We start from the raw sequence: 18,290 nt of genomic DNA, 5'->3' as shown, positions 1-18,290 counted from the left end.
TCAAAGTTCCTCCATCAGCATCTTCATGGCTTTGACGTCGGTGTCGGAACCGGTGAGTTCGCTCATCAGGGCTTTGAGCTTGGTGCTTTCTTCCTGCTCTTGCTTGTCGAGCTCGGAGAGCGGGTCGGCGTATTTCTGTTTGAGGTCTTTGAGTGCGCGAATGAAGTCCTCGATGACGCGCTGCATGACACTCTGGATGGCGTCGGTCACGGGGGTGACCCAGGTCTTTTCGAGCATGTCGTGGACTTCCTCGTCGGTGAGAGACTGCGCCTTGGCTTCGGTCTTTTTCTCGAGTGCGGCGTCGGCGGTCTTGGCTTTTTTCTTGTAGGCTTTCTCCGCGTCGATCTCGTGTAGCATCTGCCGGAGTGCGGCGAGGTCGTCGGCGGTGAGGTCGACCGGTGACTTGATCGCGGCCTTGAGCTTCTTGAGCTCGTACTTCGTGTCGTCGTCGTCCTTGACGATGGCTTCTTTTGCATCGTCCGAGAGATTCTCAAAGATGTCCTGAATGGTTGAGGCGGCATCGTCGGCCTTGCGCAGCAGCTCCTGGATCTTGGCGAGGTCTTCGGGGAAATAGGTCTTTTTGATGAGGCCCAAGGGGATGACTTTGCCGCGCATGCCGACCATGACTTCCTCAAAGCGCTTTGTTTTGGCGTTCTTCTTGAGAACGATGTCAGGCTCGATCTGACGGCAGATTTCCCGACCTTCGTCGTGGATGCGTATGAGGTCGGCCTCGATATCATCCCATTGGTCGGAGAACGCCTGATAGATGTCGTAGACGTCGACGAGGGCCGTCTGTCGGAAGGTCTGGAAGAGGGTGGCGGCGATCTTGTCATGCGTGCGCCCATCGGTCGGACTGTCGATGAGCGTGTGTATCAGGTAGGTGTGGAAGCCTTGACATTGCTTCTGGAAGTCCGACTGGAGGGAGACGACACCTTCGTCGGCGTGCACGACATCGGCGATATCTTTCGTGATAAAGCGGCTGTAGGAGCCGTCGGCGGCGAAGAGCTTGGAGCGGAGCTGCGGGAACTGCTGCCAGAAGTCGGCAAAGACGTCGAGCTCGTCCTTGGCAATATCGCCGGTCATCAGGGCGTAGAGGTCGTACGGCGCTTCTTCCTGTGTGGCGGAGATGTAGCGCGGGATGTTGAGGTTGTAGCCCTCGGCGACAATCTGCTCTTTCGAGACGAGACGCGCGAAGTGCGGTATGTCGCGCCGTGCGATGACGGCGTCGTAGATGCGCTGCACGTCCGACTCTTGCAGGACGTTCTGCGTCTTGTCTTTCTGGAAGGACTGGGAGGCGTCGATGAAGAGAATGTCGCTTGCGGCGCGGTTCTTCGAGAGAATCATGACGATGACGGGGATGCCGGTCGAGAAGAAGAGGTTCGACGGCAGGCCGATGATCGTCTCGATGTTGTTGTTCTCGATGAGGTTCTTGCGGATCTCTTCTTCGGCGCCGCCGCGGAAGAGGACGCCGTGTGGCAGGACGATGGCCATGATGCCGTCCGGCTTGATGTGGTAGAGGCAGTGGAGCAGGAAGGCGAGGTCGGCCTTGGTCGACGGGGCCAGGCCGTACTGGCGGAAACGCTCGTCGCTCGTGTGGAGCTCGGGATCCCAATGTGCGGAGTAGGGAGGATTGGCCGTCACGGCATCGACGGAGAGCGGGCCGCAAGCGTTTTCCGGATCGATCGGCCAGTCCTCGTCGAGCGTGTCGGCGTTGCGGAGGATGAGATTTTCGTAGGAGATGTTCTTCATGAATAGGTTCATCTTGGCGAGGTTGGACGTTTCGGTGATGAGTTCCTGACCGTAGTACTGTATATGGTCCTTGTCATGGTATTTGCCGATTTCCGTGCCGATGTTCAGCAGCAGGCCTGCCGTGCCGACGCAGGGGTCATAGACTTGAATATCTTCGCTTGGGCTGCGGTCTTTGAGGCGTTCGGCGATGATGCGCGCCATCAGGGAAGTCAATTCGTGCGGCGTGTAGAAAGCGCCGTCCTTCTTCGCCTCGGAGGAGAACTGCTGGATCAGATACTCGTAGATGTAGCCCATCACATCATAAGAGCTCGACTGGGCCGGTATCTGTGCGACGAGGTCGATGATGTCGCGGACGGCTTTGTCGCGGCTGCCGATGTTCTCGCCGAGCTTGGAGAGACCGGCGTCGAGCGCGTTGAAGACGCCGGAGTGGCGGTCGACGTCCTGATTGTAGACATAGAAGACGCGCGCACTCTTGTCCGAGAGGCTCTGATAGAAACGATCGATGGCCTCCGTGACCGTCTGCGCGCCGAGCTTCTGGCCAAGCGTCTGCCAGGACGAGAATAAGTCGTTATAGGCGATGAAATAGCCGATGCGATCGCGTAAATAGTTGATATCGTCTTCCGTAGTCACCTGTTTCAGATCGTCTATAGTTCCGCCGTCGTCTTTGATGAACTTGATTTCATTGTCGGAAAGGTATTTGTAGAACATGAAGCCGAGGATATAATCTTTATATTCCGATGCCTTGATGTTCTTGCGCAGTACATTCGCCGTTGCCCAGATCTTCGCCGCCAGTTCCTGTTTCGTCATGATGTGTCTCTCCATTTCACACGTGATTTCTTCGGGCTATTCTCATTATAGCTACGCTCAGAGGAATTGCCAATAGTGCCGGGGCGCGGGGCTTATAGTCAACCTTTTGCTGTGGTTGCCTTTACCTTTTGGCTGTCGTATAATATTTCCTGTATATCAATCAGCAAAGGAACGGTGGCTATGGCCTTTATCGAAATAGAACATCTCTCGCATGTGTATCATGCGGGAGAGGAGGGAGAGCGGCGGGCGCTGGATGATGTGTCGCTCTCGATCGGGCGCGGGGAGTTCGTCGCGGTGCTCGGCTCGAATGGGTCGGGGAAGTCGACGCTCGCGAAGCATCTCAACGCGCTGCTGTTGCCGACGGAGGGCGCGTGCCGCGTCGATGGCATCGATACGCGGGAGGAGGCGGAGGTCTGGCGCATCCGGCAGAAGGTCGGCATGGTGTTCCAGAATCCTGATAATCAGCTCATCGCGGCGGTCGTCGAGGATGATGTGGCGTTCGGCCCGGAGAATCTCGGCGTGCCGTCCGCTGAGATCCGCAGGCGTGTCGATGCGGCGCTCGCGGCTGTGAATATGACGCCGTTCCGTTCCTATGCGCCGCATCTGCTCTCGGGCGGTCAGAAGCAGCGCGTGGCGATCGCGGGGACGCTCGCGATGCAGACGGAGGCCATCGTGTTCGATGAGGCGACGGCGATGCTCGATCCTGAGGGGCGCGCGGAGATTCTCTCCATCGTGAAGCGCCTCCATGAGGAGCAGCAGATCACGGTCATCTACATCACGCATTTCATGGAGGAGGCTGCGGCGGCGGATCGCGTCGTCGTGCTCGACCAGGGGCATGTCGTCATGGACGCGCCGCCGCGCGCGGTGTTCTCGCACGCAGACGAGCTGCGCGCGCTCGGGCTCGAGGTGCCGCTCGCCGTGGAGCTGCGCGATCGGCTGCGCGCGGCGGGCATCGCGCTGCCCGCGGATCTCCTGACGGAGACGGAGCTCGTGGCGGCGCTCGGCCGCGCGGCGGAGAGTACCGTCGCCGCGGCAGGAGGAAATGCCGCGCAGGAGCGGCAGGCGGAGGCGTCTGGCCACGCGGTGGAGCGTGCGGCAGGAGTCCCCGCAGGACGCGGCGCTCGTCAGCAGGCGATGCCTGGCCGCGCGGCGGAGAAAGGGGGCGATGGGCTTGGCCATCGAGCTTGAGGATGTGAGCTTTACGTATCTCCCCGGTACGCCGTATGAGCGGCAGGCGCTCAAGGGCATCCACCTCACGATCGCGGAGGGCAGCATCACGGCGCTCGCGGGGCATACGGGCTCGGGGAAATCGACGCTGCTCCAGCACATCGGCGGTCTCATCCATCCGGACAGCGGGCGGGTGTGCATCGACGGCACGGATCTCGCCGCGCATACGAAGCAGGAGAAGCGGGCGGCGCTCGCAGCCCGGCGCAAGGTCGGGCTCGTCTTCCAGTACGCGGAGCATCAGCTCTTCGAGGAGAGCATCTATGAGGATATCGCCTTCGGGCCGCGCAGCTTCGGCCTCGCTGAGGCGGAGGTCGCGGCGCGCGTGCGGGAGGCGATGGCGCGCGTGCATCTCGATTTCGAGGCGTATCGCGATCGCTCGCCGTTCCAGCTCTCAGGCGGGCAGATGCGGCGCGTCGCGCTCGCGGGCGTGCTCGCACTCCATCCCGCGTATCTCGTCCTCGATGAGCCGACGGCGGGGCTCGATCCGCGCGGCAGACGCGAGCTGCTCGCGCTGATCCGGGAGCTCCACGCGGCGGAGGGGACGACGATCGTCTTTGTCTCGCATAATATGGAGGATGTCTTCGCGATTGCCGATGAGGTCGTCGTGCTGCGGCAGGGGGAGATTCTCCTGCAGGGCGCGCCGGCCGCGGTCTTTGCCGAGCGCGAGCGCATCGCGGAGGCCGGGCTGCGCCAGCCGGCGCTCATGCGGCTCATGACGGCGCTCCGGGCGGCGGGCGTGCCGCTTGGCGAGGCCGACGCGGCGCTGCGCACGCCCGCGGAGGCGGCGGCCGCCATCGCGCGGGCGCTCAGGGGGAAGGAGGGCGGACGCCATGCTCAGTAATATCACGATCGGGCAGTATTTCCCGGGAAATTCGCTGCTGCACCGGCTCGACCCGCGCACGAAGCTCGTCGTGCTCTTCGCGCTCATCGTCGCGCTGTTTCTCTTCGACCAGCCCGCGGACTATTTCGTGATGAGCCTTTTGACGCTCGGCTGCATGCTCCTTTCGCGTGTGCCGCTGCGGACGCTCGTCGGCTCGCTGAAACCGCTCTGGTGGATCCTGCTCTTCACGTTCGTCATCCATCTCTGCACGACGCCGGGCGAGGAGATCGCGCAGGTCTGGATGTTCTCTCTGACCTGGGAGGGACTCTCGCATGGATTTTTCATCTGCCTGCGTCTCGTGCTGCTCCTGCTGCTCTCATCGCTGCTGACGTTCACGACGAGCCCGCTGAAGCTCACGGACGCGCTCGAGGCGTTGCTCTCGCCGCTCAAACGCATCGGCGTGCCTGCGCATGAGCTCGCGATGATGATGACGATCGCGCTGCGCTTCGTGCCGACGCTCCTCGAGGAGACGGACAAGATCATGAAGGCGCAGCAGGCGCGCGGCGCGGATTTCACGACGGGCAGCATCGCGCGGCGGCTCAAGAGCGTCGTGCCTATCCTCGTGCCGCTCTTCATCTCGGCGTTCCGCCGCGCCGACGAGCTCGCGATGGCGATGGAGGCGCGCTGCTATCACGGCGGCGAGGGGCGCACGCAGATGAAGCAGCTGCGCTTCGTGCCGCTCGACTATGTGGCCTGGGCGGGGACGGCGCTGCTCTTCGCGCTGCTCGCCGCACTCTGGCTGCTCTGAGGGAGGCGGGCGATGAAACGCGAACATAAGGAAATGATGAAGGCGCGCGCGCGCAACATCGCGCTGCGCGTCGCCTATGACGGCACGGCCTACGCGGGGTTCCAGCGGCAGACGCCGCCTGTCATCGCCGTGCAGAATGTGCTCGAGGAGAAGCTCGCGCGCATCTTCGGCGACTCCATCGAGCTCGCGGCGTCCGGCCGCACGGACGCCGGCGTCCACGCCTACGGGCAGGTGGTCAATTTCTTCACGGACGGCACGATCCCCGTCTCGCGCATCGCGCGCGCGGCGAACAGCCTGCTGCCGCCTGACATCGTCGTCAAGGAGGCCTGGGAGGCGGACCGGACGTTCTCCGCGCGTCACAGCGCGCGTTCAAAGACGTATCTCTACCGCATCGCGCAGGGGGAGACGCCGGATCCCATGCTCGCGCGCTATGCCTGGTACATCCGCAGGCCGCTCGACTGCGCGGCCATGCGGGCGGCGCTCGCGCGCATCCTCGGCACGCATGACTTCTCCGCGTTCCGCGCGGCGGGCGGCGCGCCGATGAGCCCCGTGCGCACGATGTACGAGGCGACGCTCGAGGAGGAGCGCCCCGGGCTGCTCGCCTGCCGCATCCACGGCAGCGGGTTCCTCTACCACATGGTGCGCAACCTCATGGGCACCATCGCAAATGTCGGCCTCGGCGTGCTCCAGCCCGCGGACATCGACCGCATCCTCGCCTCGCGCGACCGCGCGCAGGCGAGCGCGACGGCGCCCGCGCACGGGCTCTATCTGCTGCACGTCGCGTACGGGGAGGAGGCGACGGCAGCCTCTTAAGGAACCACTGATTAATTCGGCACTCCGTCTTCACACGTCTGCACTGTCCTCCCGTCGTCGACAAATCCTCAGCACAAAACGCGATGGAGCGTTTTGCCGCTACGCCTGCGGTTTGTCTCCTAGGGAGATACAGTGCATCCGCGTAAATCCGGAGCACCTCATTTAATCAGCGGTTCCTCAAAAAATATTGAAAAAACTGTTGACAGATGAAAACAGAGGGGCTATAATATGTCTTGTCGTTAAGAGATACGGCATGACTCACTAGCTCAACTGGCAGAGCAACTGACTCTTAATCAGTAGGTTCACGGTTCGATTCCGTGGTGGGTCACCATTTGAACATGCAGCCCATGGGTGGGCTTTGATAGCACTCTATCGTTATCGATAGGGTGCTTTTCGTATCTTGCGGCCGCCTGGCTGCGCGCGTTGCCTGTCAGGGCGGCAGCGGGGGAGGCAAGTTTGCTTTTTCTGCGTGCCAGGCAGGATTTTGGCCGCGGATGTTTAATAGAATGAATAGATACTGCAGAGAGAAGAGGTGCGGGGATGAACGTGAGGGAGAGATCGGAGGCGCTCGAGTATGAGTTCCTTTCTGAATTTGCAGCGAAGAGCCGCGAGGCCCGCCGGAAGGAGCCGATGGAGGAGTGTCCGTTCCGCACGAAGTTCCAGCGCGACCGCGACCGCATCCTGCACTCGAAGTCGTTCCGCCGGCTCAAGCACAAGACGCAGGTCTACATCGTCGCGGGCGATCACTACCGCACGCGCATGACGCACAGCCTCGAGGTCTCGCAGATCTCGCGCACGATCGCGCGCGGGCTCCGGCTCAATGAGGATCTCGCGGAGGCCATCGCGCTCGGGCACGATGTGGGGCACACGCCGTTCGGCCACGCGGGCGAGGCGGCGATGGCGGAGCTCACGGGGCATTTCGCGCACAACGAGCAGAGCCTGCGCGTCGTCGAATTCCTCGAGAAGGGCGGTAAAGGGCTCAATCTCACGCGCGAAGTCAAGGACGGCATCGTGAACCATACGGGCAAGCACCTCCCCAAGACGCTCGAGGGGCGCATCGTGCGCACGGCGGACCGCATCGCCTATCTCGCGCATGACTACGACGACAGCCTGCGCGCGGGGCTGCTGAAACCCGGCGATCTGCCGCAGGTCGTCTACGAGCGCCTCGGCACGGATACCTCGCATATGATCACGAGCATGGTTGCCGATATGATTACGGCGTCCGCGGGGAAGGACGACATCCTGCAGGGGGCGGCCTGCAAGGAGGCCATGGATGTGTTCCGCTCGTTCATGTTCGAGCGTATCTATCGCTCGGATGTGCTCGCGCACGAACGGCGGCAGGCGACGTTCGTGCTGCGGGAGCTCTATGGCTACTTCCTCTCGCATTTCGATGCGCTGCCGCAGGAGTTCGCGGCGCGCGAGGCGTGCTGGGGACGTCAGCAGACGGTCACGGACTATGTGGCAGGGCTCACGGACAGCTACGCGGTGCAGCTCTTCAACGAGATTTTCATGCCGCCGGTCGGGCTCATGGTGCACTGAGCGCCGCAGAGAGATCGCGGGACGCGGTTGCGGACTGCGGCACTCCCTCCCGGAGGCAGCGCGGCGCTGCTTTTACAAGCGGTAGGAGACGCGCGGCGGCGTGGCTCTGCGGCATTCGCCGGCGGGCAGGAAAAATTTCATGGGAATCAAAGAATTATTTTTGTCAAGAGAAAAAGGAAATTTCCATTTTGTGGTGTGTAGGTATACAATAGATGTGACACCGAAGGCTATATACAAAAGCGATTAAATCCCCTAAGATGTAATTGGTCAAAAACACAAAAAGGAGATTTAATCGCATGTCCATTATAACACCAATCAAGCGTTATCTGCCACACGAACTTCACACCCGCATCCATGCTGTGAAACTTTATCGTTCGGAACATGACATCTCTTTCGTTTGCCGACGATACAAGGTTTCCAAATCTTCTCTCCTTCGCTGGAACAAGCGCTACGACGGTACGCCCGGTAGCCTTATGGATCATTCTCACCGCCCCCGTACGCCTCATCCCAATTCGCATACCCCGGAGGAAATCAAGTGGGTCAGAAATCTTGTCAGGCGTACGCCTGACATATCCTGTCCTGAACTCTGGTGGAAGCTGCACCGTAAAAAGGGCTACCACCGCCATCCCGGCTCCTTGCGCCGTCTCCTCATACGCCTTGGCTTGCGCCCCGGAAAAGCTGCCAGCACGAAGGAAAAGCATGTCCCTATGCCCTATGATACTCCCACCTCCCTGGGCGTCAAATGGCAGATGGATGTCAAATACGTCCCGGCTACCTGCTATGCCAGTCAGGACGGGCAGAAATTCTACCAATATACGATGATCGACGAGGCTGCGCGCAAGCGCTTCATCTACCCCTACATGGAGCAGAGCAGTGCCTCCACCTGCGATTTCATCAGAAGGGCCATCCTTTTCTTCAAGTACGTTCCTGCAATCATCCAGACCGACAATGGCTCGGAGTTCACTTACACAAGGAAGACGGACCGCATCCATCCCATGGACGCCCTCTGCCAGAAGATCTGCATTGAGCACAAGCTCATACGTCCAAGAACGCCTCGCCACAACGGAAAGGTGGAACGCAGCCACAGGAACGACCAGGAGCGCTTTTACAATCATCTGAGCTTCTACTCTTACAATGATCTTCTATATCAGATGTCCAACTACCTATATCGTTCCAACCGTATTCCCTCGCGTGTCCTCAGCTGGCTCACGCCTGAAGAGATGACGAAGAAGCTGATGCCTATAAGCTCTCCCAGAAAAGCTCCGAAGTTGCCGGAAAACATTATGGATTTCATCTATGGGGACGTTTCCGTATGATTTTTTCTGGTGTCACATCATTGACTTTCCTACAAAAAGGAAATTTCCATTTTGTGGTGAATATATATACCTTGACGGAGGGAAGACAATGCGCAGTGCAGAGATGGATGAGTTCGTGGAACGCGTCGAGCAGTCCTCTGATATTGTAGCCGTCGTCTCCCAGTATGTCGCGCTCAAGCGCAAGGGCGGCCGGTTCTGGGGCTGCTGTCCGTTTCATCAGGAACATACGCCGTCGTTCTCGGTCGTTCCCGATAAGGGATTTTTTTATTGCTTCGGCTGTCATGCAGGTGGCAATGTCTTCAAGTTCTTGTCGCTCATAGAGAATGTGAGCTATTTCGAGGCCATCAAGCTGCAGGCAGAGAAACTGGGGATACCGATTCCCGAGCGTCCGAAGTCTCCGCAGGAGCGAGAGCGCGAGCAGAAGCTCCAGGATCTCCTGAAGGTCAATGAGATGGCGCGGACGTTCTTCCACAACTGTCTCGTCATGACGCATTACGGCGAGGAGGGCAAGGCGTATTTCGCCGGGCGCGGCATCTCAGCGGAGACCATCGAGGAGTTCAGCCTCGGCTACGCGCCGGACGCGTGGGATAAGCTCACGAGCGCGTTCCTGAAGCGCGGCGTGCCGGAGGCGTATCTCGTCGAGTGCGGACTCGCGCAGCAGCGGCGCGAGGGCGGCGTCTACGACAGGTTCCGCCATCGCGTGATGATCCCCATCGCGGATGAGCGCGGGCGCATCGTCGGCTTCGGCGGGCGCGTGCTTGACGACAGCAAGCCGAAGTACCTCAATACGAAGGAGACGGTGCTCTTCAACAAGCGGCGTCTGCTCTTCGGACTGGACCGTTCTCATCGCGCCATCAGCCAGGAGGGGCGCGCCATCGTCGTCGAGGGGTACATGGACGCGATTTCCGTCTTTGATGCGGGCGTGAGGAATGTCGTCGCCTCGCTCGGAACTTCCTTCACGCAGGAACATTGCAAGAAGCTCCTGCGGTACGCGAAGGAGATCGATTTCTGCTACGACAGTGATGAGGCGGGGCAGAACGCAACGGTGCGCGCGCTCACGATCGCGCGCGATACGGGCGCCGTCGTGAAGGTCATCATCGTGCCGGACGGCAAGGATCCGGACGAGTATATCAGGAAGCACGGCGCGGCGGCGTTCCAGACGCTCATCGAGCACGCGCTGCCGCTCGTCGACTACCGCCTGCGCTACGTGCTCTCTCATGTGCGCTACGATACGCTAGAGGGCAAGATGCAGGCGCTCCGCGAGATGCTGCCCGTGCTCGTCGGCATCAAAAATGCCGCCGAGCGCAGCGAGCAGACGAAGCGGCTCGCGCGCGCCCTCCTGCTCGATGAGGGCGTCGTACGCGAGGAACTTGCAAAAGCGCAGCACGAGCCGCAGCGCTTCCTCGCGCAGCCGCCGGCCCGGGAAGAGGCCGCGGCGGCCGTGCGGCGCGCGCCGGCAAGGCGCGCGGACAGCGCGCTGCAGAAAGCCGGACGCATCGTGATGCGCGCGGTCTGGCAGGATGCCACGCTGCTCGCGCATGTCGAGGCGATGATACCGCTCGAAGCGGTGCCCGACGAGGTGCAGCGCAGCGTGTTCCTCTATCTGAGGGACTGCGCGGCGCGCGGCGAGCCCTGGGACGCCGTCCGCGCCGCCGCGGCGCTCGATGAGGCGGCCGCGGAGGAACTCTCCCGCGCCATCGTCGAGGGCGAGGACGCCGGAGTGGCGGCCGTCGCCTACGACGACTCGCTGCGCCTCCTGCGGCGCACCTACCTCACCGCCCGCTACGCGGCGCTCAGCCGCGAGGCGGAGGCGCTCAGCCGCGCGGGCGAGGCGGAGGCGGCCTTGGCGAAGCTCGCGGAGGCCAGAAAATTCAAAGAAGAAATGGATGATTGAAAGATTGATGTTCATAGACCTGTATGACATGGATGAGTATGAGAGGGGGCTGCTCCATGGCTGAGAAGAAAAAAGCGGCCAAGATGGAAAACCACAGTGCAGAGATTGTCACGCAACTGCTCAAGAAGGGCAAGAAGAACGGCGGCACGCTCACCTATGGCGATTTGATGGAAGCACTGCAGACGCAGGATCTCTCCCCAGATGAAATCGATGATATGTACGATGCCTTCAGCAAGAAGGGCATCGAGATCGTCGATGACAGCGGGCAGAATGACCCGGATGACGACTTGCCGGACAAGGATGACGAGGAAGTCGAGATTGACCTCTCCGTGCCGGAGGGCGTGAGCATCGATGATCCCGTGCGCATGTACCTCAAGGAGATCGGCCGCGTGCCCCTGCTGACGGCAGAGGAGGAGGTCGCGCTCGCCAAGCGCATGAATGACGGCGACGAGGAGGCCGCGAAGCGCCTCGCCGAGGCGAACCTCAGGCTCGTCGTCTCCATCGCGAAGCGCTACGTCGGCCGCGGCATGCTGTTCCTCGACCTCATCCAGGAGGGCAACCTCGGCCTCATCAAGGCCGTCGAGAAATTCGACTACACGAAGGGCTACAAGTTCAGTACCTACGCGACCTGGTGGATTCGCCAGGCCATCACGCGCGCCATCGCCGATCAGGCGCGCACCATCCGCATCCCCGTCCACATGGTCGAGACCATTAACAAGCTCATCCGCGTCTCACGCCAGCTTCTCCAACAGCTCGGCCGCGAGCCGCTGCCGGAGGAGATCGCGAAGGAGATGGACATAGGCGTCGACCGCGTGCGCGAGATCATGAAGATCGCGCAGGAACCGGTATCGCTCGAGACGCCGATCGGCGAGGAGGAGGACTCCCACCTTGGCGATTTCATCGAGGATCAGGACGCGCCTGCGCCGGCGGACGCCGCCTCGTTCATGCTACTCAAGGAGCAGCTCGAGGAGGTGCTCGATACGCTGACGCCGCGCGAGGAGAAAGTCCTGCGCCTGCGCTTCGGCCTCGACGACGGCCGCGCGCGTACGCTCGAGGAGGTCGGGCAGAATTTCGGCGTCACGCGCGAACGCATCCGCCAGATCGAGGCCAAGGCTCTCCGGAAGCTTCGTCACCCGAGCCGCAGCCGCAAGCTTAAGGATTTCCTGGATTGAGGCAACGGACGCCCGTGCATGGTGGTCAAAGTTACTTTCTCTTGAGGTTGGAAAGAAAATACTTGACAATCATGGAAAATCCTCCTATAATAACACATGTTGTTGATATTCCTCGATAGCTCAGCCGGTAGAGCACCTGACTGTTAATCAGGCTGTCACAGGTTCGAATCCTGTTCGGGGAGCCAGAAAGTATGGCTGCGCAGACAAGTTCTGCGCAGCCTTTTTGTATTGCATGCAGGGGCAAGGAAATTTTTCTGAAAAAGAAGGATATAGAAAAAAGAAAGAGAATTAAAACAAGGAGAAACATAAGGAAATAAGAATATCAGCCTGCAAAGGGGGACTCTTCATGATTGGAATCAAGAACGTCATTGCCATTGTCTGCGGCGGCGGCCCGGCGCCGGGCATCAACAGCGTTATTTCCGGCATCACGAATGAGGCGACGCGCCACGGCTGGGATGTGCTCGGCATCTACGACGGCTTCTCCCGCCTCGCGCGCGGCGAGAAGAACTACATTCGCCTCGAACCGAAGGATATCAGCCGCATTCATCTGACGGGCGGCTGCATCCTCAAGATGAGCCGCTTCAATCCGACGAAGAAGGAATCGGATCTGCGTACGGTGGTAGAGACGCTCACGGAACTCGGCGTCACGCATCTCGTGACCATCGGCGGCGACGATACGGCGTACAGCTCGGCAGCTGTCTCCGACTATGCGCGCAAGATGGGGCGCACGATCAATGTCGTGCATGTGCCGAAGACGATCGACAACGACCTGCCGCTGCCTGACGGCGTGCCGACGTTCGGTTTCGAGACGGCGCGCGCCTTCGGTACGGAGGAGGTCGAGAACCTCATGGAGGATGCGCGCACGACGAATAACCGCTGGTACTTCACCATCGCGATGGGACGCACGGCGGGTCATCTCGCGCTCGGCATGGGCAGGAGCGCCGGGGCGGCGCTCACGATCATCCCCGAGGAATTCCCGCAGGAGAAGATCCCGCTGCAGCAGGTCGTCGATGTCATCACCGGCTCCATTGTCAAGCGCTACCTCATGGGCAAGAACTACGGCGTGGCCGTCATCGCCGAGGGCATCATCGAGAAGATCGCGCCTGAGGACTTCAAGAAGCTCGGCACCGTCGTGACGGACGAGCATGGACACATCCGCTACAGTGAGCTCGACTTCGGCGAGATCCTCAAGCAGGCCGTCCTCGCGGAGACGAAGAAGCTCGGCATCAAGCTTTCCATCATCGATAAGGAGATCGGCTACGAGCTGCGCTGCACGGCGCCGATTGCCTACGATATCGACTACGCTCGCTCGCTCGGCTATTCCGCTGTGCAGTTCCTCATGGCGGGGGATTCCGGTGCGCTCATCACGATTCAGGACAACAAGGCCATCCCGATGCGCTTCGAGGACATCAAGGATCCCGCGACAGGCAAGACGAAGGTGCGCAAGGTCAACATCGAGTCGGTTCACTACAAGATTGCCCGTGGCCTCATGATGCGCCTTGAGGAAGGCGACCTCGACGATCCGGGGCTCGCAAATGCCTACCGCATGACGCAGGAGGAATTCCGCAATCGTTACGCTTATCTTTTCGAAAAACCGGAGACGATGACATCGGCATCGGAGGCCGAGAAGAAATAGGGGAGACGCCGCAAAGCGGCTGCAGGGGGCGCATGGCTCAAGAAAGAGCGGCGCCCTCCTTTTTTAATTGAAGAACGGTTGAAATCCCTTGAAGATGTTGAAAAAATCCCTTGACATCTATATCGCCCTGCACTATAATAATATCTTGTCAGCCGGGAGTTGATAAATGATGAACGGCAACATCGCGGGGTGGAGCAGTCGGTAGCTCGTCGGGCTCATAACCCGAAGGTCACAGGTTCAAGTCCTGTCCCCGCAACCAAGATATCTCACATATATTGTTTTATATATAAGGAAAGAAATTTCCCGTAACATCGCGGGGTGGAGCAGTCGGTAGCTCGTCGGGCTCATAACCCGAAGGTCACAGGTTCAAGTCCTGTCCCCGCAACCAAGCATGGAAGCGCTGATATAGCTCAGTCGGTAGAGCGTATCCTTGGTAAGGATAAGGTCACCAGTTCAATCCTGGTTATCAGCTCCAGATAGAGGCGGCATAGCTCAGTTGGCTAGAGCATGCGGTTCATACCCGCAGTGTCCGGAGTTCAAATCTCTGTGCCGCCACCAAGACGATGACAGACCCCTCTTTTCAGGGGTTTTATTTATGCCTGGATCACGCTGCACACAGGAGGGCTTCGACTTCTTTGCGTGCAGCGAAATTCAGGTTGACACGCACAGATAGGTGTGCTAAATTATATTAGTGACGTTTTCAATCAGGAGAGTCATAATCCGCGACGTAAGGGGTGGAAACAGGAATGCGCAACAATATCACGTTGGAGTGCACGGAGTGCCATAGCCGCAACTACCGCACCAACAAGAACAAGAAGAACAACCCGGACCGGCTTGAGATGAACAAGTACTGCAAGTTCTGCAAGAAGCACACGGTTCATAAGGAAACGAAGTAAGGGCTTCGTGGCAGCAGACAGGATGTGAAGAATTTGTCAGACGCTAAATCGTCTTCGTCGCAGGGGACGGGTCTCGTGGAATTTCTGCGGGAAGTCGTTGCCGAGATGAAAAAGGTATCGTGGTCGAGCAAGAAAGAGCTCGTCACTTATACGTGTGTCGTCGGCATCGCCGTGGCGATTGTCTGCGCGCTCATCTGGGTGTGCGATACGTTCTTCGCGAGATTGTTCCACATCATTCTGAGATAAGATGGCTGGGAGAAACCAAATGGAATCACAAAACGAGGCCGGAAAGGCGGAGAAGGAAGCCAAGCGTGCCTGGTACGTCATCCATACGTACTCAGGCTATGAGAACAAGGTCAAGACGGATCTTGAGAGCAAGGTGCATTCCGCCGGCATGGAAAACAAGATTTTCAATGTCGTCGTACCGACGGAGGATGTCGTCGAGGAGGCGAATGGACGCCGCAAGGTCGTCAAACGGAAGATTTTCCCCGGCTACGTGCTCGTTGATATGATTGTCAACCCGCGCAGCTGGTATGTCGTGCGCAATACGACAGGCGTGACGGGCTTCGTTGGTTCCGACAACAAAGAGCCGATACCTCTGACGGATGCGGAAGCACAGCGCATCCTGGGCTCCATGGGCGAGACAGAGAAGCGGCCGGTCCTCGATGTCGAGGTCGGTGATTCTGTCCGCATTACTTCCGGAAGCTTCGAAAACTTCACGGCGAGAGTCTCCACGATTGATATGGAGAAGGGGCGGCTTACCGTCCTTGCCGAGATGTTTGGCGGATCGGAGACTCCGGTGGAACTTGGCTTCGATGAAGTCGAGAAAATCTGACTTCCCTTTAAGGAGGTGGAAAACACATGGCAAAAAAGGTTTCTAAAATCGTAAAGCTGCAGGTCGTCGCCGGCAAGGCGAATCCGGCACCTCCAGTAGGTCCGGCACTCGGCCAGGCAGGCGTCAACATCATGGGCTTCTGCAAGGAGTTCAATGAGCGCACGAAAGCACAGGCAGGTCTCGTGATTCCGGTCGTGATTACGGTCTATGAAGATCGTTCCTTCACGTTCATCACGAAGACGCCGCCGGCGGCTGTTCTCCTGAAGAAGGCTGCCAAGATTGACAAGGCATCGGGTGAGCCGAATAAGACGAAAGTCGCGAAGCTCCCGCGCGCAGAAGCGCAGAAGATTGCTGAGCTCAAAATGAAAGACCTCAACGCTGCAGACATCGATGCTGCTACCCGCATGATCGAGGGTACGGCGCGCAGCATGGGCATCGAGATTGTCGACTGAGACATCTCACCCGTGGGAGGCATGTACCGTTATGACCACGAGAGGAGTATAGGAAATGGCAAAGGCTGGTAAGAAATACCAGGAAGCTTGCAAGCTCGTCGAGGCAGGCAAGCTCTACACGGCTGCAGAAGCCATGGACCTCGTCAAGAAGACGGCGACAGCGAAGTTCGATGAGAGCATCGAGCTCCATGTTCGTCTCGGCGTCGATCCGAAATATCCGGACCAGCAGGTTCGCGGTGCTATCGTTCTTCCGAACGGCACCGGCAAAACGAAGCGCGTCCTCGTCTTTGCAAAGGGCGAGAAGGTCAAGGAGGCGGAGGCTGCTGGCGCAGACTTCGTCGGTTCCGACGAAATCGTGCAGAAGATTCAGGGGGGCTGGCTCGACTTCGATGTCGCGGTCGCTACGCCTGACATGATGGGCACGGTTGGTCGTCTCGGTAAGATCCTTGGCCCGCGCGGCCTCATGCCGAACCCGAAGCTGGGTACGGTCACGATGGATCTTCAGAAGGCAATTTCTGAGGTAAAAGCAGGCAAGGTCGAATATCGCACCGATAAGGCAGGCAATGTGCATGTCGTCATCGGCAAGGCGTCGTTCGATGCTGAGAAGCTCCAGCAGAACTTCCAGGCCCTGATGGATACGCTGATTCGTGTCAAGCCGGCAGCAGCGAAAGGCCAGTACATCCGCTCCATCACTGTGAGCGCGACGATGGGCCCGGGCGTGCCTGTCCAGCTTGCCTGACAATCAGCAAGGCTCCGGCCTTGAGCGCTCCAGCAATGGCAGCGCTCCACAAATGAATATCTTGGCTGTAGACAGCAGGTTTGATTTCTCATCTAACGGGTAAAACCGCCTGCCGAGGCCGGAGCACATGAACTTGAATGTTATGAGCCTCCGGCGTGCAGCCGGGGGTTCTTTTGCTTCGCTTTACAAATGGGCGGCACAGGTCATCCGCTGGGGATGTCCGTGCGTGCTGCCTGCAAATTCAGAGAAACGCTGCTATGCTCAGCGTTTCCCTGATGGAATGGAGGTGTAAACATGGGTGTATCTGAAAAGAAACAGGCCATCGTAGCCGAGCTCAAGGAACAGCTTGCGTCTGCAAAGGGTGTTGTCCTCACGGGCTACAAGGGCCTTACGGTCGCACAGGACACGGAGCTCCGTCGCGAGCTGCGTGAGGCTGGCGTATCGTATCACGTCGTCAAGAACACGATGCTCCGTCTCGCTGCGAAAGAGGCTGGCGTCGAGGGTCTTGACGAGCATCTCGAGGGCACGACGGCCTTCGCTTTCTCGGCGGAGGATGCCGTTGCTCCGGCAAAGGTCATCTGCGGCTTCATCAAGAAGAACAAGCTCGAGGATACGGAGGTTCTGACGGTCAAGGCCGGCATGGTCGAGGGCAAGGTCATCGGTCTCGATGATATCAAGGCGCTCGCTTCCCTGCCGTCTCGCGAGGAACTCATCGCCAAGCTCCTTGGCAGCATGAATGCCCCGATCTCGAACACGGTCAACGTCCTGCAGGGCGTTATCCGCAATGCGGTCTATGTGCTTGACGCAGTCCGCGCGCAGAAGGAATCCGCATAAATCGATCAGCGAACCCTTCGTTTGCGGGACCTGTCCCGCAGCATGAATCTGAATAAAAACCAATTTAATGGAGGTATTTGAAATGACGAAAGAAGAAATCATGGAAGCCATTGAGAACATGACGGTTCTCGAACTTTCCGAGCTCGTGAAGGCTATGGAAGAGAAGTTCGGTGTCAGCGCTGCTGCTCCGGTCGCTGTTGCTGCTGCTGGCGGTGCTGCCGGCGGTGCTGCCGCTGAGGAGAAGACGGAGTTCAACGTCATGCTCACGGCTGTTGGCGACAAGAAGATCAACGTCATCAAGGCTGTCCGTGAGGCTACGGGCCTTGGCCTGAAGGAAGCAAAGGCTCTCGTTGACGGCGCTCCGGCTGCTGTCAAGGAGAACGCTCCGAAGGCAGAGGCTGAAGAGCTCAAGAAGAAGCTCGAAGAGGCTGGCGCTACGGTTGAGCTGAAGTAATTTCAGTTTTCGAGCACAGGGAACCGCTCCGTTGGGGGCGGTTCTTTTTTTCTAAATAGGTATTGACAAATAAAACTTCCCATGATACAGTAAGGAACTACAGGAAAAGAATAGGGCGAAGTGTGCACAAGTGGAAAGGAAGCAAGCAAGGGAGAGCAAGATACCTTGTTTTTTTATTGTTCTTTCATTCCGCCTGTCGTATTGTTGCCCAAATTTCACAAACTATGTATTACAGGCTAAGGGGTGAAGGATTTGTTATTTAATCCTGTGCCGGTGGGCAAAAGAACCAGGTATAGCTA

15 protein-coding genes, 6 tRNA genes, 2 pseudogenes and 1 other annotated feature are annotated in these 18,290 nt (G+C 59.1%); of the genes and pseudogenes, 22 read left to right on the top strand and 1 reads right to left on the bottom strand.

Translation table 11 applies throughout. The annotated features are described in order from the left end of the window. Positions 1 to 2,556 (bottom strand): type I restriction-modification system subunit M, encoded by a 2,556-nt coding sequence (locus F599_RS0101855; protein WP_026327744.1) that lies wholly within the window; start codon positions 2,554 to 2,556, stop codon positions 1 to 3. 180 nt (positions 2,557 to 2,736) lie between these two features. Between F599_RS0101855 and F599_RS0101850 the strand changes: the two are divergent. The 22 genes and pseudogenes from F599_RS0101850 to rplL form a co-directional block, all read left to right on the top strand. Beyond that, positions 2,737 to 3,564, top strand: a pseudogene (locus F599_RS0101850) (energy-coupling factor transporter ATPase); the annotation flags it as partial. Between the two features lie 163 nt (positions 3,565 to 3,727). Continuing rightward, positions 3,728 to 4,624, top strand: a complete 897-nt coding sequence (locus F599_RS0101845) for an energy-coupling factor transporter ATPase (protein WP_019541828.1) — start codon at positions 3,728 to 3,730, stop codon at positions 4,622 to 4,624. Then, positions 4,614 to 5,411 (top strand): energy-coupling factor transporter transmembrane component T family protein, encoded by a 798-nt coding sequence (locus F599_RS0101840; protein ID WP_019541827.1) that lies wholly within the window; start codon positions 4,614 to 4,616, stop codon positions 5,409 to 5,411. The genes F599_RS0101845 and F599_RS0101840 overlap by 11 nt, the downstream gene beginning before the upstream one ends. Positions 5,412 to 5,423: 12 nt before the next feature. Continuing rightward, positions 5,424 to 6,224 (top strand): tRNA pseudouridine(38-40) synthase TruA, encoded by an 801-nt coding sequence (truA, locus tag F599_RS0101835; protein WP_019541826.1) that lies wholly within the window; start codon positions 5,424 to 5,426, stop codon positions 6,222 to 6,224. Between the two features lie 255 nt (positions 6,225 to 6,479). After that, positions 6,480 to 6,555 (top strand) — tRNA-Lys (locus F599_RS0101830). A gap of 209 nt (positions 6,556 to 6,764) precedes the next feature. Next, positions 6,765 to 7,763 (top strand): deoxyguanosinetriphosphate triphosphohydrolase, encoded by a 999-nt coding sequence (locus F599_RS0101825; RefSeq protein ID WP_019541825.1) that lies wholly within the window; start codon positions 6,765 to 6,767, stop codon positions 7,761 to 7,763. 296 nt (positions 7,764 to 8,059) lie between these two features. Continuing rightward, positions 8,060 to 9,013: pseudogene (locus F599_RS15320) on the top strand (DDE-type integrase/transposase/recombinase); the annotation flags it as partial. A gap of 154 nt (positions 9,014 to 9,167) precedes the next feature. Next, on the top strand, positions 9,168 to 10,973 hold the full coding sequence (gene dnaG / locus F599_RS0101810; RefSeq protein WP_019541822.1) for a DNA primase: 1,806 nt from the start codon (positions 9,168 to 9,170) through the stop codon (positions 10,971 to 10,973). A 56-nt stretch (positions 10,974 to 11,029) separates the two neighbouring features. Beyond that, the gene (gene rpoD, locus F599_RS0101805) at positions 11,030 to 12,145 is read left to right on the top strand and encodes an RNA polymerase sigma factor RpoD (RefSeq protein ID WP_019541821.1); all 1,116 of its coding nucleotides are present in this window, start codon (positions 11,030 to 11,032) and stop codon (positions 12,143 to 12,145) included. Positions 12,146 to 12,254: 109 nt separating this feature from the next. Beyond that, a tRNA-Asn gene (locus tag F599_RS0101800) sits at positions 12,255 to 12,330 on the top strand. A gap of 161 nt (positions 12,331 to 12,491) precedes the next feature. Then, positions 12,492 to 13,781, top strand: a complete 1,290-nt coding sequence (pfp, locus tag F599_RS0101795) for a diphosphate--fructose-6-phosphate 1-phosphotransferase (protein WP_019541820.1) — start codon at positions 12,492 to 12,494, stop codon at positions 13,779 to 13,781. A gap of 183 nt (positions 13,782 to 13,964) precedes the next feature. Beyond that, positions 13,965 to 14,040: transfer RNA gene (locus F599_RS0101790), tRNA-Met, on the top strand. A 53-nt stretch (positions 14,041 to 14,093) separates the two neighbouring features. Continuing rightward, positions 14,094 to 14,169, top strand: a tRNA-Met gene (locus F599_RS0101785). A gap of 11 nt (positions 14,170 to 14,180) precedes the next feature. Next, positions 14,181 to 14,256, top strand: a tRNA-Thr gene (locus F599_RS0101780). 6 nt (positions 14,257 to 14,262) lie between these two features. Next, positions 14,263 to 14,339 (top strand) — tRNA-Met (locus F599_RS0101775). 188 nt (positions 14,340 to 14,527) lie between these two features. Further along, entirely contained in the window at positions 14,528 to 14,677 is a 150-nt protein-coding gene (gene rpmG, locus F599_RS0101770; RefSeq protein ID WP_019541819.1) for a 50S ribosomal protein L33, read from the top strand. A 24-nt stretch (positions 14,678 to 14,701) separates the two neighbouring features. Beyond that, positions 14,702 to 14,923: a preprotein translocase subunit SecE gene (gene secE / locus F599_RS15025; protein WP_020700445.1), complete on the top strand. Its 222-nt coding sequence runs from the start codon at positions 14,702 to 14,704 to the stop codon at positions 14,921 to 14,923. 19 nt (positions 14,924 to 14,942) lie between these two features. Continuing rightward, a complete protein-coding gene (nusG, locus tag F599_RS0101760) occupies positions 14,943 to 15,512 on the top strand; it encodes a transcription termination/antitermination protein NusG (RefSeq protein ID WP_019541817.1) in 570 nt (189 codons plus the stop codon). Positions 15,513 to 15,538: 26 nt separating this feature from the next. Then, entirely contained in the window at positions 15,539 to 15,964 is a 426-nt protein-coding gene (rplK, locus tag F599_RS0101755; protein WP_019541816.1) for a 50S ribosomal protein L11, read from the top strand. A gap of 55 nt (positions 15,965 to 16,019) precedes the next feature. Further along, positions 16,020 to 16,703, top strand: coding sequence for a 50S ribosomal protein L1 (gene rplA / locus F599_RS0101750; protein WP_019541815.1), 684 nt, complete (start codon positions 16,020 to 16,022; stop codon positions 16,701 to 16,703). A 47-nt stretch (positions 16,704 to 16,750) separates the two neighbouring features. After that, positions 16,751 to 16,888: a sequence feature (ribosomal protein L10 leader region), on the top strand. Between the two features lie 109 nt (positions 16,889 to 16,997). After that, the gene (gene rplJ / locus F599_RS0101745) at positions 16,998 to 17,537 is read left to right on the top strand and encodes a 50S ribosomal protein L10 (protein WP_019541814.1); all 540 of its coding nucleotides are present in this window, start codon (positions 16,998 to 17,000) and stop codon (positions 17,535 to 17,537) included. 82 nt (positions 17,538 to 17,619) lie between these two features. Further along, a complete protein-coding gene (gene rplL / locus F599_RS0101740) occupies positions 17,620 to 17,991 on the top strand; it encodes a 50S ribosomal protein L7/L12 (protein ID WP_019541813.1) in 372 nt (123 codons plus the stop codon). Positions 17,992 to 18,290 lie beyond the last annotated feature (299 nt).

Origin of the sequence: Selenomonas bovis DSM 23594, from assembly GCF_000381005.1 — a bacterium.
Taxonomy (GTDB): Bacteria; Bacillota; Negativicutes; order Selenomonadales; family Selenomonadaceae; genus Selenomonas_C; species Selenomonas_C bovis.
Note: the sequence above shows the minus strand (reverse complement) of the source record. Positions and strands in the feature narration are given on the sequence as shown.

Coding starts and splice junctions, on each gene's coding strand:
- pfp (WP_019541820.1), top strand. CDS start 12,492: ATGATTGGAATCAAGAACGTCATTGCCATTGTCTGCGGCGGCGGCCCG.
- rplA (WP_019541815.1), top strand. CDS start 16,020: ATGGCAAAGGCTGGTAAGAAATACCAGGAAGCTTGCAAGCTCGTCGAG.
- F599_RS0101855 (WP_026327744.1), bottom strand. CDS start 2,556: ATGACGAAACAGGAACTGGCGGCGAAGATCTGGGCAACGGCGAATGTA.
- rplK (WP_019541816.1), top strand. CDS start 15,539: ATGGCAAAAAAGGTTTCTAAAATCGTAAAGCTGCAGGTCGTCGCCGGC.
- F599_RS0101825 (WP_019541825.1), top strand. CDS start 6,765: ATGAACGTGAGGGAGAGATCGGAGGCGCTCGAGTATGAGTTCCTTTCT.
- rplL (WP_019541813.1), top strand. CDS start 17,620: ATGACGAAAGAAGAAATCATGGAAGCCATTGAGAACATGACGGTTCTC.
- rpmG (WP_019541819.1), top strand. CDS start 14,528: ATGCGCAACAATATCACGTTGGAGTGCACGGAGTGCCATAGCCGCAAC.
- truA (WP_019541826.1), top strand. CDS start 5,424: ATGAAACGCGAACATAAGGAAATGATGAAGGCGCGCGCGCGCAACATC.
- rpoD (WP_019541821.1), top strand. CDS start 11,030: ATGGCTGAGAAGAAAAAAGCGGCCAAGATGGAAAACCACAGTGCAGAG.
- nusG (WP_019541817.1), top strand. CDS start 14,943: ATGGAATCACAAAACGAGGCCGGAAAGGCGGAGAAGGAAGCCAAGCGT.
- rplJ (WP_019541814.1), top strand. CDS start 16,998: ATGGGTGTATCTGAAAAGAAACAGGCCATCGTAGCCGAGCTCAAGGAA.
- F599_RS0101840 (WP_019541827.1), top strand. CDS start 4,614: ATGCTCAGTAATATCACGATCGGGCAGTATTTCCCGGGAAATTCGCTG.
- dnaG (WP_019541822.1), top strand. CDS start 9,168: ATGCGCAGTGCAGAGATGGATGAGTTCGTGGAACGCGTCGAGCAGTCC.